The sequence below is a fragment of the Citrobacter sp. CRE-46 genome (genome assembly GCF_059615875.1).
Genome location: NZ_CM184341.1, coordinates 2,449,129 through 2,463,301, shown reverse-complemented (window position 1 = coordinate 2,463,301; position 14,173 = coordinate 2,449,129). Strand labels below are relative to the sequence as shown.

The following is a 14,173-nucleotide window of genomic DNA, read 5'->3' as shown; positions in this document are numbered from 1 at the left end:
CTTACCGGGCCAGATTAATCAAGTAATGCTGACGGTGCATCCGGCAGAAGTGAGCGTCTTGCCTGCGGCGTCGGTAACTTCGCAGGTATACACCCCAGCATCAGAAGACTGAGCGGACGGAATGTTGAGCGTGGATGCGGTTTTGCCCGGAATAGCTGTGCCGTCTTTCTTCCACACATAGGTGTACGGCGCGGAACCACCCTGCATAACCACAGCCAGGTCCAGCGCTGCGCCAGTTGCGAGTGCTTTAGTGGATGGCAAGTCAGTTAGGAACGCCAGCGGCAGCACGGATGAATCAGCGATCGGGTAAATCTGCATATCCGATTCGAAGTTCATACGCGCTTCGTTGCTTTCCACTGCGTTAATTTCAGTGCGCGGCACACGCTGGAAAGACACTTTGGCGGAGTAGTAACGATCCGCTTTGCCACGCGGGTTGTGGAACCATACCGCCGTGGTGTCGCTGGAGTCGTCAAGGTCAATCAGACGTTTGTAGATAGCCAGCATCGGGTCGTGCGCGAAGGTGTAGACCTGAACCACGGCGTTTTTGAACGTCGGGATGGTACGGGCCTTATCATCTTCCAAGAACTGCACGCTGATGGTCTGCTGGTCACCGCCTTCAGTGGACAACGTCATGACCTGTGGCATGGTGATCCACGAGTCGACTTTGCGCAGAGTGCCCGCCCCGGTGCCCGCCGGGAATTTCTTGGTGTCGGTGGTATCGAACGCTTCCAGCACAATTTTGGTACCGGTCACCGATTTAACGCGCAGCACCATGTTATCGAGCTTCAGCCAGCCAGAACTGACCTGGACGACATCGCCCGCGAGGATCCCGGCAGCAGAGGCAACGGTCAGTTCGCATTCCGTCGCGTTGGAGGCTGCAGTGAAGACAATCGGCGCAAGATAGGCCTTGGCCACGTTCACACGTGACCCGTTAGGGATTGCGAATGCCATTGCATTCTCCTGAATTGAGGTAATAAAAAACCCGCCAGGCGGCGGGTCAGTAATCAGCGCGGTACTGCATGCTGACGGGGGTGGTGTAGGTGATGGAGCCGCTACTGCCGTTTGGTGCTGATGTTGGACGATCCTGTATCGGCGTGCGCACCTGCGGCGGGCCGTTGATGTAGACGGTTAGGTCACCATCCACCAGCGGCAGCCCTTCGGGGAAGGCGTCAGCGATGGACTGAGCAAGCCCTCTGGCCTGATTCACGCCACTACCTGCTGGCGCAATGATATTGAGCTGGAGAATGCCCTGGTACGTACGCAACTGGCCTTCAAGGTCCAGCCCCACGATTTGCGCCGGCAGAACGTAAACACGCCCGTAAGGCGCATTATCGGGAGGAGTAAACGCAATGTTCGGCCAGGCCACTGGCAGCCCAAGCGAGGAGCAGATAACCGCGATACGACCTTCCAGCAGGTCAGCGATCCGCATTGACTGGTCACTGGCCATTGCGCACCTCGCTCATCGCCTCACGGAACAGCTGCACGGCATCCAGCGCGGTGATGCCCACCATGCCGCCGGGGGCCTGACCGGAGTGGCCGTTCTCCAGCGCCTGTGCATACGGCAGGTTATTGGTGAAGAAAATCGAGCTGACCTGTCCTACCCGGAACACCTCGAGCACTGCCAGACCGCGGGAGTTGGAACCCTGGCCGGAAGCGTCGGGGGTGTCGTTGGATTGGCTTGGCTGACTGTCAAAGCCCACATACCAGTTGTTTTTAAACCGCCCGCCGACATAGCCCTCAGGCTTTTTGATGTCCATCGAGTCGTTGACGCGCAGGCCGCGCTTAAGTCGTCCTGATTTGGTCAGGTTGGCCGGGTCATCACGCAGGGTCGCATTATGCTCCCGCACCGCAGTGTTGTACGCCGTCGCAGTCTGGTTGACCTGCCAGATATCCGGCTGACCCACCGGGGACATCTCCACCAGCTGAGCGAGGATTTTAATGCCCGTCCGGCGCACCACTTCGTCCATCTCCTGCTTCGAGCTATCCACGAACAACTGAATGGCAGCCAGGAACGGCTGATTAACAGTTCCGGCCATATTTATGCCCTCAGTTGGATGTTGTAGGAGATCAGCACATCGGCAGGCTTGACCGGATTCGGCTGCACAACGCGCCACTTTTTGCCGTCGATTTCGATTCGGTCATCGATGCGCACTTCCGTTTCGAACGTGGCCGCCAACTTCTTGTCGCCGGTGGCGATCAAGGAGCCGTCGATTTCGCGTGCAGAGTATTCAGTGATAACGCCGGTGACGGTCCCGGTAACCGCCGGAGTGGTTACCTCTTTGCCGAACTGATCGCGGGTTGTGGTGCCGCCGCGGGTCAACGGATAGGTCTTCCCGTTCTCGGTGAGCAGCCGGGTTGCTGTCGCGCGCATGCGTCGATAGTCGATTGGCATATCACCCCCTTTCAATGCGGATCTGATTGCCGCCTACCACCAGCCCGCGCAGCGAGGAATAGAACCAGGGGAACGACGGAGCGGCCTTATTGGTTCCCGGCTCGTACTGCACGGTCACCGCGCCCTCGACGCGCTCCATCGTCACCGCCCCGCCACCAGCAACCGAAGGCGTGAGGTCAATCTCCTGCGATTCAATAGCCAGGCGGCACTGTGCATCAACCAGGCGCTGCGGGATGGTGTCATCCGGCAGATCAACGCCATCAAAGCGCACGCCCGCGCGCGGCCACGATAGCGGCTGTGATGTGCTGGTGCGCTGACCACGCCAGGTCTTCCCTTCGAGAAAGTCCATAGCCTGCATAAGCATCTGGCCGCACTCACCATCATCTGCAGGAATGCTATATCCGCGCCCGGCGGCAAATGCCCGCAGGTCTGACACGCTGGCGTAGCTGTTGAAGCCTGGAGAGTTGGGATCGGCAACCAGCATGGTTATTCCTCCAGACGCCAGTCTAGCGCCAGCCAGTTATCCACTTCATCAGGATGAACATCTGCGCGCAGCGGGCCGCCAGGGAATTCTGGTGTGTCACGTGCCATGACCACCAGTTCAATACCCTGCTGTTCCTGCTGGGCAGGATTTTTATCAGCAGCCTGCTGAGCTGCAAGCTTTTCCGCTTCACGCTGAGCGCGCTGCTCTTTGGTTAATCCGGCCATTGGGCCTCCTGAAAAACAAAGGGGCCGAAGCCCCCTGGGTTAACCCATGATGATGGCGGAATGACGTGGCGCCACAGCAGCCACACCCCATGCCAGACCAACTTCATAACGCACCTGACGGTACTGGCGGTACAGCGCCACCTGGAAGGTGATGCCAGATACCGGGTCGGTCACATTCATGACATCATCAGCAGTATCGCCACCTTCAGGCATCGCCGGGGTACGGCTGGCCAGCAGGAATGCCCCACGGTCAAACGCCATGTTCGGTACCAATTCGCTCAACACGGTGACATCAGCCTGGTCTGCCAGATCCTGACGGAGGCCCGGCGCGCTAATGGTGATAGTGGAAGACGTAGCCGCAACGACCAGATACTGATTGTCATCACCGGCGAACTTCACCGCATTACCTGCAGCAATACCGCCGGTACCGGCTGAGATAGCGATGATGATATCGCCCTCTTTCTTCGCGCCATTGACCTTATAGCCAGCGGCAGCGCTTTTCGCGGTACGCTTGATGCTGAAGGATTCGTGGAGGTTGAAGCCCATGATGCGACCGATAACACCTTCACGCAGCAGCTGGTCGGTTCCCGCTTCGTTCGCTTTGAAGAGGACAGCCTGTTTACCACGGATGGATGCCATCGCTTCGCCACCCAGCACCATACGCAAATCGGTAGTCGGCGCACCGTTATCGGTCAGGATTTGACGCGCCAATGCAGCATCAGTCAGATCGTCTTTGATGCTGAACGGGGTATTCTTCGGCGCGCCAACAGCGCGGGATGAGTTGAGGTACAGCGCAGCGAGGTCTGCATCCACTTCGTTCGCCAGCGCGCGGAAAGCCTGCTTGAACTGGTCAGCTAGGATGGTGTTGTAGGTACCAGCCGGGCCCAGAGCCAATTGCTCTTCACCATTCCATTTCACCGGGGCCATTTTGGATTTGGTGATTTTGACATCCACACCACCGATGGTCTGGTCGCCAGAATTAGGAGCTGAAGGACCAGGGACAATATCTTCAGTGGTGGCTGCAGGTGCGACTGGCGCACGTACGGTCTGGTCTTTTGCAGCAGCATCCGCTTTCGCGTCACGCGCCACCGCAGGAATAAAACCAGTTTGCTCGCGGGACACTACGTCCAGCGCGGTATAGATGGTCGGGATCAGACCAGTAAGGGTATTGCCTGCCATTTATGGCTCCTTTCGATTTAATCGACGATGCTGACGCCGTCTTTCAGCGCTGCTTGCTTGCCAGCGTTATCCAGGGAATCAAACGCACCGCGTTTCATGGTTTTTTGCCCGGCCTGGTGCTGCGACTGGTGAGAACCGCCGCCGCTGTTACCGGACGCTTTGAGGATGTAATCTTTCTGCGGATGCGACTCGACCAGAGACTCCAGGGCCTCATCGAAGCTGGCCAACTCGCCAGGCTTGGTGCGAGAGAACACCTTATTGCCCTGGCCGTCGTAGGCCACAACCTTCCCTTCTTCGATTTTGAAGTTCTGACCGAAGTAGGAACGCACGAACTCAGTCGGGATCGCCATCTTCTCGGAAATGAACTTAGAGCCACCGAAGCGGCCGCCGATCATCTCGTCGTAGAGTTGAGTTTCCAGTTGCTTGGTCTTGCCGTTCGCCTCGTCCAACTGCTGTTGGAAAACTTTGGTGATCTCCGCCTTTACCTGGTCAACGGCACCAGCATCGATCAGTTTTTTCTGGTCGATTTTGGTCATCATCTCCAGGGCTTCGAGCGCCTTGGCCGGGTCGGTGATGCCAGAGAATTTCGCGAGATTGGCTTCCGCCGTTTCCTTCGCTTCGCGGTGAGTTTTCGCCTCGCCATTCAGGGAGGTGATTTTGGTCATCGCTGCGACCGCATCGAACGGGATCTCTTTGCCATCATCATGGATGTACACAGGCATACCGTTTTCAACAACCACATTTCCGTTAGCATCAAGTTTAAGTTTCATTGTTTTTGCTCCAGCCTTCCGGCCATACGTAATGGGTCATCCGACCCGGGCACCGCGTCGCATCCGCTCAGCGGCAGGCATAAAAAAGCTGCCCGGAGGCAGCCTGTTAGATAAATTCGATGGTTATGTAACCGCGCAGCTTGCGGGAGTAAATCTCACCCCGCTTTCGCTTGTGGATCCGTAGCGGGTGTGGATGAATACAGGCGATACCACGTTTGACATCGGCCCATACACAGCTCTTTATCTCATTGCCATTAACGAATACCCTTCGCCTTCCACGACCATCACCAACGTAGTGAAAATCTTCGTTACGCATACCCTATTCCTCAAACGCCGAGGCATCTACGCGGCGCAGTTCGTCCAGGGTCAGAAACTCCCCGGCATCATTGAACATCTCAGGCACCGTGATTTTGCCGTCGCGCAGCATCCGCGCGCGAGTAACGCCCAGCACCTGCTCCTGCCGCGCGTAAGGCTGCCTCACAAGCCACTCGGCATAGCTGGTACGCGCTGGCACCTGTCCGTCCATTGAGGCGCGCGTGGCGTTGCTCAGCTCGCCTGAGGCTATTTGCATTTCCTCACACGATTTAGTTATCAGGATTTCGCAGGAGCGGCAGCAAAAGTGGATTTTGCCGGGTCCGCGCAGATACGGAACTGCATGGCCTAGCGGCTTGCCATCGAGCGAATAGAGTTTGCGGTCTCGGATGATGCACCACTGACTCGTATGAGTATCAAGCGTGGAGGACCACTGCTTGGCCTTCACGATATCGCTGTTGGCTTGAGCGAACTCCTGGCGCGCTGTGGCAGCCATATGGTTCACCGCCGTGCGGGTTACTACCGCAAGGTCACGACGTGAAACATTGATAACCCCGTCCTGGCGGTTAAGTTTCGACGTGCCAGCAACGCGCTTAACTATCTGCTCGACCGTCTCGCCCTGAAGAAATCCGGTGCGCACGGCACTGGTTATTTTTTCAAGCCGATCCGATTCGAGTTTCTTGCCCCACTCTTTCAGTAACCTCCCCTGGAACGGCTGCGCCACCGAAGCGGCATAGACCTGTTCCGGTGCAATGCTTTGCAGCGGGACGTGCATAAGCACCTGGCCGGGAATGATGCTGCTGAACAGGTCAAACTGATACCCGGTCTCATAATCAGCGTAACGCGTCAGTTCGCGCATCAGAGCATCATTGACCAGTTCGTAGGCCTGCTGGTTTAGATCCCGCACACCAGCCAGTAGCGATGCAAGGCGACGCGCGCTGTAGGTGTCAGCGCGCTTCCCCTCCAGCAGCACCAGCAGCCGGGCAGCCAGATCAGCATCCATCCTGTTAAGAAGCGCCACCATTCGCCTGGCAACACCCGTACCGTAGCGCGTTACGTAAAGTCCGTGAGCTATGGTCTCGTCCTGCAACTTGTCGTTTACCGAACGAGCCATATCACACCTCGCCAGGTGGCGGTTCAGTCAAAGATGCTGACTCAGCAAGCAACTCGCTCAGAACTACATCGGGATCAGCGTCGGCATCAATCAGGTTGAGTTTTTGCAGGGCCTTGATGGCATCGATGCGGCGAAGGTCACCGCCCTGTCGCAACGACTGAATGGCCATCGCCGCTGGTGGATTGAACTCTTTCGACTCGACATCCAGCTCGGTGCGGACATCGACGTTACCACCCTCAGATTCCCCGATGTACTCGGCCATAATTTGCAGGATGTTGTCGATCGCATCTTCCAGGCTGGTTGCCATAGTGTAGAGCGGCGACTGTTCCTGCATTTTCTCTTCAGAGGTCTGGTCTACCGATTTGGTTGAGGTGTTTTCGGTGCGCAGCAGCTTCGCCCCCGCCTGTCGCATCTGCTCCACCAGCTCTGCCAGCGACTCTTTGCCGGCACCGATGGAGGAACCTGTGTGCTCGACGTATTCCAGACCCTGCCTTTGCCGATCGGAGAATAACGTGGCAGAGGATGAGCCAATCACAAGTTCTTGCCCCTCTTCCAGTCCGAACACCGTGAGCAACGGCACTCTGGCGACGTGCAGGATGTTGTCCTGCTCGCTTTGACTCTGCCAGTGCTTGATATTCAGCAGAGCCATGTTGAGAAGCGGCGGTGAACCACACATAAACCCGGTGCGCTTGGTGTAGAGCGTGACCAGAGTAATATCCTCGCGGGATGTCTGCCACCCTTCGAATAGCGCCCAGTTTGCGGCACCGTCAGCATCTTTAGCCTTGCGGTAAATTTCCACCTTTCCGGGTGTCAGGTACCGAATTTGCTCGACCCTGGTTTGCCCAAAGTCGTCGCCGTCTTCGACCACAACCTCTTTGATACGCAGCGCGGTCAGCACCACTTTGCCGTCCACCATTTTCGACTTCCAGCCAATCACCTGTCGTGGATTGAGCATGGTGACATAGGGGCGCGCGCCGGTAGCTTTCTCTTCCGCTTTAGTTTTCACCTTTTCGGTGTCCACCCTAGGATAATCCACCAGCGCGTGGGAGAGTCCATACTGCATCGCAAGACCAAAGAATGCCTGTGCCCATACGTCCAGGCGCGTACCCTCAAGGTCGAAGTTTTTCGCATACTCTCGCAGCTGATCCGGCACATTCTCGGCAAGCTTAATAGGCTCGGCAAATACACGCCCGATGTTTTGCTTAATGGTCTCTTCGTAGGCTGGCAGAAGCGTGGCCACAGCGAGGCGTTTTTTGTAGCCCTCTTTGTCTTCTTTCGGCCAGCGCGGTAGATATTGCTCACCCAGCTGTCGCATATAGAGCGTGCCGCCCATCAGGGCATCGTTGATATCCCACGCCTCGACCATGTTCCCATAGTCCAGATTGGGTGTTGAGATGTCAGGCATGGAGTTAGAGCCTCAAGTTGGTGACTTTGCCGACTTTCTTCGGCGGTGAATGCAGAACGGCATATCGGGTAGCATCCCAGTCGTGGTCTTCCTGCTGGGTATCTACATCGTCAGGGTTTTTGCTGTCGCGCACGAGTACCGGCACACGGCTTATCCAGCCACGGCAGTAGTCGAAAACGTAAAATGCAGGTTTCTCTGGGATGCCGGATTCAAGTTGCTTACCTTCGACAACGGCCTCAAGCATGTCAGCAAAAAGGGCCGCGCCGTTCACGCGCGATCCCGGTTTCTTGTTGGATGGAACCCACTTAACGCCCTGCGATTCCATCTTCTGAGCAATGGAGAGTTCGTCATCGCCAGTGTTGTAGATTGCCCCGTCAGCCGGGCCGGGTAGAACCTTCCTGCAGATGCCGGGCATGATGTTCAGTTGCCCCTGCGTCACCCCGTTGAGTTTTATCTCCTCAGGCTCAGCAAGATCCTCTCCCACCAGACGCTTATCAATCCACGCCACGCCCTTAGCGACGTTGGTGGATGACATATTTAGACCTTTGTTCAGCTCGTCCGGCGGGCAGCCGTACCACTCGCCAATGAGGATCAGCGACCCGGCAGGCGGGCAGAACTGGCGACCATTAGGCAGCTCGGCGGCGGTGCCGTCGGACCGCGCCCACCAGAGGTTGGAGAACGGCTTCGATTCTCCCCAGTCGTGGGAGCGATCAACCGTCCAGCTTTCCGGAATGCGGAACGGCTTAATGACGTGATGCGAGGCATTCCACAGATGGTCAAAGCGACCACCGCTGGTGACATCCCATGAACCCTCTACCCAGGCTTTGCGCCGGTTGGGGTCTTTGATAGCCATCAGCGTCGCGATGTACTGAGGATCGAGATACGGGTTCTCTTTGAACGAGCCGTGAATCGCAACGCGCGTCAGCGTTACGTCTTCTTCCCGCTCGGTCTGGGGGTTAAATACCTTTTGCGTTTCGCGAATGATGGTTCCGCGCGGCGCGGGCTCGATGAAGCGTTTCTTCACCCAGGTATGGCCGATGCCAAACGGGTTGGTCGTGCTAAACGTCTCCAGAGGAATCGGCTTCAGCAGTGAGCCATCATCCCTCGGGTAGTTCTCGGGCCGAAAAGACGATCGCCGACACGAGAACATCATCTCGTAGAACTCAGCTGACTGCTGCTTGGTCAGCTCGTTAAACCCGATAAACGGGAACTCCTGACCGTGATAGTCCCAGTAGTCGCCCTCTTCTTTCCCAAAGCGGAACAGCAGCTCTTCGCCAGTCGGCCATACCCAGCGCAACTCAGATGCCGAGGCCAGATAGCGTGCACCGTCGTTAAACAGACGATACATACGTTTCGACTGGGTGATGATGTCGGTGAGGTTTTTATACTCGGTATCGAAGATGACGCCACGCCAGAACGAGCCATAGCCCAGACCAACCAGGCGACGAAAGCGCGCCAACTGCGCGGCAGTTTTACCCGGGCCACGCGTTCCCTCATAGAGGATTTCGTTACACGGGCAGCTAAGGGAGAGTGATTGCGATCCCGGCAAGGGTTTCCAGACGGCTTTGTAATTCATCCACCTAGGACCTCGCTCTGCTGTTTCTTCGCGGCTTCTTCCCAGCTATCAACATTGTCGCTGGTCGGTACCAGCATGACGTTATGGGTGACGTCCTTAACGGGTTCCTTCTCGCCAATGTCATATGCCTGACGTTCAAGGCCCACAAGGTTTTTCATCGCGTCACTCAGCGCTTTTAGTGCTTTAACTCGTTCTGGCATGCTAATAATCGAGTGATAAATCTCGTTGAGCTTATCGCGTCCATTCTCGTCCGGCTCCAGCATCAGCTCACCCAGCTTGCGAAGGGAGGCGACGTCAGCGCACTCAGCACCCAACTCATCAAACAGCGCGTTGGTAATCTCCCTGGCGCGCCGGATATCACCCCGGTGCTCCATGCGTACCGTGGCAATAACCTCGGCAGTGGCCTCTATCAGTACGCGCTCAGACAGTACCGTTTCGCTGCGTACCTGTTTGCGTACCTCAGCTTTGCGTACCAGATCGTCAGCGCGTTCTTTCACCTTCGCATTGAGGTCACGCGACCATTCATCACGCTTTGCGCGCTTACGGATAGCACCTTCGCTGATGCCATGCTGCGATGCTATTTCGCGGAGGGACATCACCCCAGCCCGGTAAGCCGATTCGATAGCCTCCCAGTCCGGTTTTGCCATTATTTCACTCCAATAATTCATGAACTAGTGGGTTGTTTTTCTCTTTATTCAACACAATATATTTGGTGATATCTCACCGATTAATAAGGAATTCAACAATGCCAAGAAGTACAAAAAACAACGTTCCTCCTACCTTCACTGAAGGTGATTTGGTCGTCTTAAAATCTGGCGGACCAGAAATGACCATCAAGGTCATCTATTCTGATGAGATACTTTGCCAATGGTTTGCTGGTAAAAAACTTGAGCAAGGGCGGTTTGCTCCTGAATCACTAGTATTCTCGACCCCAAAGCCGTAAGCCCAAACATCAAAGTGTTTACTGTTTCTGACGTTACACAATGGATGATGTCCAACCTAATGACTGATGGTTGTTTGTATCAGCAGGATGTTGTTGATCACTTAGTGAAATCAGGAAATGAACAGCACCTCAAAGAAAACGCAGATGGGAATCAAGCCTTATCAACCAAGGTCATAAATGCCTTCCGTGTTGAAAGCGGTGAAAATGTTGTTTGGGTCAAACCAGATAAATACTGGCGATACCGTGTTCCTGAAGACGAAGGCGGTCGCGAGGCTCGCGGTTAAGACGTAGGGCGATAACCTCGCCCTCCTTTTGCCATTACGATGGGTCTGCCCATGGTGATGGCAATAAAAACCGCCCGGAGGCGGTTTAATCTCTTCAGAATACCTGTGCGCTATTGGCTACTCTCCAGCGGTTGAGTTCATCATAGGGAACCCACTCCGAAGCCACAATGTTGGTTGCGCTTTGACATGATTTGCTTACAGCTTCAGCTGTTATAAGGCTCGGCCAAAGCATCCAAACGACTGTATTAGCTCCAATGAAAGAGGGAACCTTAGAAACGCGGCTGATATTGACGCCATTGCATGGGAAAGAGGCAGGTTTTTTTATGCTCTTAGCAAACTGCTCGCCCAGTGCGCTGCTAACATGCCCGCTATCTAAATGCTGGATGTTTGGAACAATTACCAGAATGTCACTACCACTAGCCATCGCAAGTTGAAGTGACTTCGCTAAGCCTTTTTGTACAGCAAGATCGCGGGTTTGAATAGTATCCTGCCCGTTAACAACGGAATGTGTAATAAAGCACGGCATATGAATCTCCTTTTCGAATAGAAGTCATACATTATCGTTAAGGTCCTTCTTGGTGAAGGGAATTTATGATTCATCATCAGACGCACTCGCAAATGCGCCTTGTGATGCTCACTCAGCAGTCTGAGTCTGGGCGTGCAACTGCACGCCCAGCCCACATACAGGCTTCCTGCATTTTGGTGCGAGCGATTGACAGGCTACGCATAGCATCATCAATCTCACGCGCCTGCTCAGTACTCAACATCGCTGGCCCATTACTGAGAGCCAACAGCTCACCGCGTTCGGTATCGAGCAGGCTGCAGAAGTGACGACTGACGCCCTTCAGACGGTTCATCCGCTCAATGTCGCCTGGTGTTAACGTGCGGTAGCCCTTAACGGTGCTGCCATCCTGCGGTTTGGCTTCGCTCATTGCTTTACCTTTTGGATTGGTTGTTGCCGCTGGATCTCGATATCCCGAATACCAGCAAGTTGATTATTCGCTACCTCAATAGCTGCCAGCAGCGGCTGAATCCACAACACCACCTGGCAATACGTTATTGAACTGGCGGCAGCGGTGTTATCACTGGCTGCGTCAGCGTTCCCGGTATTGGTGTGCATTGCGCTGGCACGTAAACGGTTCGCGTAGCTGAGCAGCCCACCAGCGACATCAGCAGGAACAGGCAGATCACAGGTTTTTTCACGTCGTAGAATCTCCCGGTATTCGATGACAGTCTTTTCGGCACCAACATCTATCAGCGAGTTAAGGCGGCTGGTGTTCTCTGCTACCAGGTTAAACCGGTTGAAGTTGAAAGCCTGCGTGGTTATTACCGTCGCCTGTAATGCGTTGTCGCTGCGCAGTACCCGGTTGTCACTCTCAGACGTGTTCAGCGCGGCATTGCTGCGAGTAAGCAGTACGCAGAGCACCGAGATGATAATGACTGCAGCCACCCCAGCAACAACAAGGCCTTTGTTCACTGGTCTATCCCCCAGCACGTCAACGCGCTTTCCTGGTCCCGTCTTTCTACCTGCCCATAGCAGCCATTTTTCTGGCCTTTGGTCAGACGACAGTCGCGGCCACCGTCTTTAATCCACCAGCGAATAGCTTCACAGGCTCCTTTACGGTCGCCAGCGTTTATTCGCTTATAGAATGTAGACGGGAAACATTTTCCGGGGCCGATGTTATATGGGCAGAAAGACGCGATCCCGGCTTTCTGTGGTTCGGTCAGTGGTACCTTGATATTTCGCTCAACCCACGCCAGCGCCTTGTCGCGTTCTATGGCGTTTACCTGGGCGCATTTCTCAGCAGACAGCTTCATGCCCTGTACTACTGGCTTGCCATCAACCATCGTGGCGCCACGGCAAATGGTCCAGATTCCGCCGCCGTCGCGATATGCCGTCAGGCTGTTACCCTCTTTCTCATCCAGAAACTGATCGAGAATCACGGGTGCGGAAGCCCCGGCAAGAATCAAACCAACGACCGCTGCGCTCAGTTTATTCTTCAGCTTTGCTGGCATAACCATTGCGACGATCCTCCCGTTCTTTCCAGCGGAAATACCAGTTCACTGCACAGGTAATAACGGTGCATGCGATACCGACAATAATTGCCCAGTCACTCAGGCTTAACCCTGCAATTCTGTCGGCCAACATCCAGGACACCTCTTTTGCTGTTTTAGCTGTTTCGGCATATGCCTTCGCTGATACACCGCAGCCGGCAAGCGTGGTTCCTGATCCATATGAAAGTCTGCTGTAAATGGTGCTCATTCTGGTCATAGCCCTACCTCCGATTTTTTCGGATGGCGCTGTGTGTGATGAAAGGGTCAGGCTTCACGGGCTGGATTTATCAACAAAGCACGTAGCGAATGATTCCCGTGAGCCTGAAAATTTAAAAGGCCGCCAAATGGCAGCCTTTAGGTTGATGAGATTGCTTGCTGTATTCTTTCACCTAACCATTTCATTACAGGTACCGGCATTGAATTACCAAGCGCCTTATAACGTGGTAAGGGTGAATTTGATCGCCACGGAATATTTGTATGCCCAACAGGAAAACCCTGGAGCCGTTCACATTCAGATCGAGTAAGCCGCCGAACCCTCAACTTTGGAGTGGATTCGACAATTAGACCACCCCGCATACGCATATCCTGATTGGATGTCCCATTATAACTCGCGAGCAGAGTCCCTGCCGTTTCGGGAATCGCGCTCAGACAGTATCGATGGAATTCTCTTTCAATGCCTGAATAAGTTTTGGTGCCGGATTTTTTCTGTTTTCCGTAATATTTTTCAGTGCGCGGCGGCAAAGATGGGAACTCAAATAAAACGGTTCCGGGGTCAAATCCTTGTCGAGCACTTGCCATAACGAAGACTCGCTTACGAGACTGGGGCACTCCGAAAAATTCGGCGTTGAGGACTCGCCAGGCAATTGTTCTCGATGGTCCAGAGACAACACCAGCGTTTGCCCATCTTTTCCCTGCTGGCTGTAATGCGCAACTTTCCCCGGCCAGCGCACCAAGAAAGCAACCGAATGCATTGTCATGGCTATTTAGTACCCCTGTTACATTTTCCCAAAGAATAATCGCCGGCTCTTTCCCGGATTCAAAACGAGAGCTGTCAATCTGATCTGCCAGCTCAACGAAAGACAAGGTAAGTTGACCGCGTTCGTCATCCAGCCCTTTACGCTTCCCGGCAACACTGAATGCCTGGCAAGGCGTTCCGCCAACCAGTACAGCTGGCGCTGCAATTTCACCATCACGAATTCGGCCAGCAATTCGGGTCATATCGCCAAGGTTAGGTACGTTGGGCCAGTGGTGCTGCAATACAGCACAGGGAAATTTTTCAATCTCTGAAAACCACTCGGCCTTCCATTTGAGCGATTCCCAGGCTATTGATGCGGCTTCTATTCCTGAACAAACAGAGCCGTAAGTTACAGGCGTTAAATTACTGGTCATTTATACAGTATTCCATTAGTATCACCAGGCTAGCTAGCGTGGTGGG

At 54.7% G+C, this 14,173-nt stretch carries 21 protein-coding genes; 2 read left to right on the top strand and 19 right to left on the bottom strand.

The features are described from left to right. Positions 1 to 18 precede the first annotated feature (18 nt). The 13 genes from AC534G_RS11910 to AC534G_RS11850 all read right to left on the bottom strand — a co-directional run bounded on the left by AC534G_RS11910 (position 19) and on the right by AC534G_RS11850 (position 10,103). Positions 19 to 951 carry a phage tail tube protein gene (locus AC534G_RS11910; RefSeq protein ID WP_496594581.1) on the bottom strand — a complete coding sequence of 311 codons (933 nt, stop codon included), beginning with the start codon at positions 949 to 951 and terminating at the stop codon, positions 19 to 21. A gap of 46 nt (positions 952 to 997) precedes the next feature. After that, a complete protein-coding gene (locus tag AC534G_RS11905; RefSeq protein ID WP_496594580.1) occupies positions 998 to 1,447 on the bottom strand; it encodes a DUF4128 domain-containing protein in 450 nt (149 codons plus the stop codon). Beyond that, positions 1,437 to 2,036 (bottom strand): hypothetical protein, encoded by a 600-nt coding sequence (locus AC534G_RS11900; protein WP_496594579.1) that lies wholly within the window; start codon positions 2,034 to 2,036, stop codon positions 1,437 to 1,439. Before AC534G_RS11900 ends, AC534G_RS11905 begins: the two co-directional genes overlap by 11 nt. Before the next feature lie 2 nt (positions 2,037 to 2,038). Beyond that, positions 2,039 to 2,392: a hypothetical protein gene (locus AC534G_RS11895; protein WP_496594578.1), complete on the bottom strand. Its 354-nt coding sequence runs from the start codon at positions 2,390 to 2,392 to the stop codon at positions 2,039 to 2,041. A gap of 1 nt (position 2,393) precedes the next feature. After that, entirely contained in the window at positions 2,394 to 2,828 is a 435-nt protein-coding gene (locus tag AC534G_RS11890) for a DnaT-like ssDNA-binding protein (protein WP_496594577.1), read from the bottom strand. 50 nt (positions 2,829 to 2,878) lie between these two features. Then, positions 2,879 to 3,100, bottom strand: coding sequence for a hypothetical protein (locus AC534G_RS11885; RefSeq protein ID WP_410734565.1), 222 nt, complete (start codon positions 3,098 to 3,100; stop codon positions 2,879 to 2,881). 39 nt (positions 3,101 to 3,139) lie between these two features. Further along, positions 3,140 to 4,279, bottom strand: a complete 1,140-nt coding sequence (locus AC534G_RS11880) for a major capsid protein (protein WP_496594576.1) — start codon at positions 4,277 to 4,279, stop codon at positions 3,140 to 3,142. Between the two features lie 17 nt (positions 4,280 to 4,296). Continuing rightward, entirely contained in the window at positions 4,297 to 5,049 is a 753-nt protein-coding gene (locus AC534G_RS11875) for a DUF6651 domain-containing protein (protein ID WP_496594575.1), read from the bottom strand. 106 nt (positions 5,050 to 5,155) lie between these two features. Beyond that, positions 5,156 to 5,365, bottom strand: a complete 210-nt coding sequence (locus AC534G_RS11870) for a hypothetical protein (RefSeq protein ID WP_022651635.1) — start codon at positions 5,363 to 5,365, stop codon at positions 5,156 to 5,158. Between the two features lie 3 nt (positions 5,366 to 5,368). Beyond that, positions 5,369 to 6,475: a phage minor head protein gene (locus AC534G_RS11865; protein WP_496594574.1), complete on the bottom strand. Its 1,107-nt coding sequence runs from the start codon at positions 6,473 to 6,475 to the stop codon at positions 5,369 to 5,371. Position 6,476: 1 nt separating this feature from the next. Further along, complete coding sequence (locus AC534G_RS11860) at positions 6,477 to 7,880, bottom strand: DUF4055 domain-containing protein (RefSeq protein ID WP_496594573.1); 1,404 nt, start codon at positions 7,878 to 7,880, stop codon at positions 6,477 to 6,479. A gap of 4 nt (positions 7,881 to 7,884) precedes the next feature. Further along, positions 7,885 to 9,456: a terminase large subunit domain-containing protein gene (locus AC534G_RS11855; protein ID WP_496594572.1), complete on the bottom strand. Its 1,572-nt coding sequence runs from the start codon at positions 9,454 to 9,456 to the stop codon at positions 7,885 to 7,887. Beyond that, positions 9,453 to 10,103, bottom strand: a complete 651-nt coding sequence (locus AC534G_RS11850) for a hypothetical protein (protein WP_496594571.1) — start codon at positions 10,101 to 10,103, stop codon at positions 9,453 to 9,455. Before AC534G_RS11850 ends, AC534G_RS11855 begins: the two co-directional genes overlap by 4 nt. Before the next feature lie 98 nt (positions 10,104 to 10,201). Here AC534G_RS11850 and AC534G_RS11845 point away from each other — a divergent pair, with 98 nt between their 5' ends. Then, positions 10,202 to 10,399, top strand: a complete 198-nt coding sequence (locus tag AC534G_RS11845) for a YodC family protein (protein ID WP_213786766.1) — start codon at positions 10,202 to 10,204, stop codon at positions 10,397 to 10,399. Between the two features lie 47 nt (positions 10,400 to 10,446). Then, the gene (locus AC534G_RS11840; protein ID WP_213786772.1) at positions 10,447 to 10,683 is read left to right on the top strand and encodes a DUF6953 family protein; all 237 of its coding nucleotides are present in this window, start codon (positions 10,447 to 10,449) and stop codon (positions 10,681 to 10,683) included. A gap of 94 nt (positions 10,684 to 10,777) precedes the next feature. Here the strand turns inward: AC534G_RS11840 and AC534G_RS11835 are convergent, their stop codons facing one another. From AC534G_RS11835 to AC534G_RS11810, 6 genes are all read right to left on the bottom strand, one after another. Next, complete coding sequence (locus AC534G_RS11835; RefSeq protein WP_213786765.1) at positions 10,778 to 11,209, bottom strand: hypothetical protein; 432 nt, start codon at positions 11,207 to 11,209, stop codon at positions 10,778 to 10,780. Positions 11,210 to 11,321: 112 nt separating this feature from the next. Further along, complete coding sequence (locus AC534G_RS11830; protein WP_496594570.1) at positions 11,322 to 11,615, bottom strand: Acb2/Tad1 domain-containing protein; 294 nt, start codon at positions 11,613 to 11,615, stop codon at positions 11,322 to 11,324. Then, positions 11,612 to 12,160, bottom strand: a complete 549-nt coding sequence (locus AC534G_RS11825) for a hypothetical protein (protein WP_496594569.1) — start codon at positions 12,158 to 12,160, stop codon at positions 11,612 to 11,614. Before AC534G_RS11825 ends, AC534G_RS11830 begins: the two co-directional genes overlap by 4 nt. After that, positions 12,157 to 12,705, bottom strand: a complete 549-nt coding sequence (locus AC534G_RS11820) for a lysozyme (protein WP_496594568.1) — start codon at positions 12,703 to 12,705, stop codon at positions 12,157 to 12,159. The genes AC534G_RS11825 and AC534G_RS11820 overlap by 4 nt, the downstream gene beginning before the upstream one ends. Then, a complete protein-coding gene (locus AC534G_RS11815; protein ID WP_455798517.1) occupies positions 12,677 to 12,955 on the bottom strand; it encodes a phage holin in 279 nt (92 codons plus the stop codon). Before AC534G_RS11815 ends, AC534G_RS11820 begins: the two co-directional genes overlap by 29 nt. A 137-nt stretch (positions 12,956 to 13,092) precedes the next feature. Further along, positions 13,093 to 14,127: a DNA cytosine methyltransferase gene (locus AC534G_RS11810; protein WP_496594567.1), complete on the bottom strand. Its 1,035-nt coding sequence runs from the start codon at positions 14,125 to 14,127 to the stop codon at positions 13,093 to 13,095. Between the last annotated feature and the right edge of the window lie 46 nt (positions 14,128 to 14,173).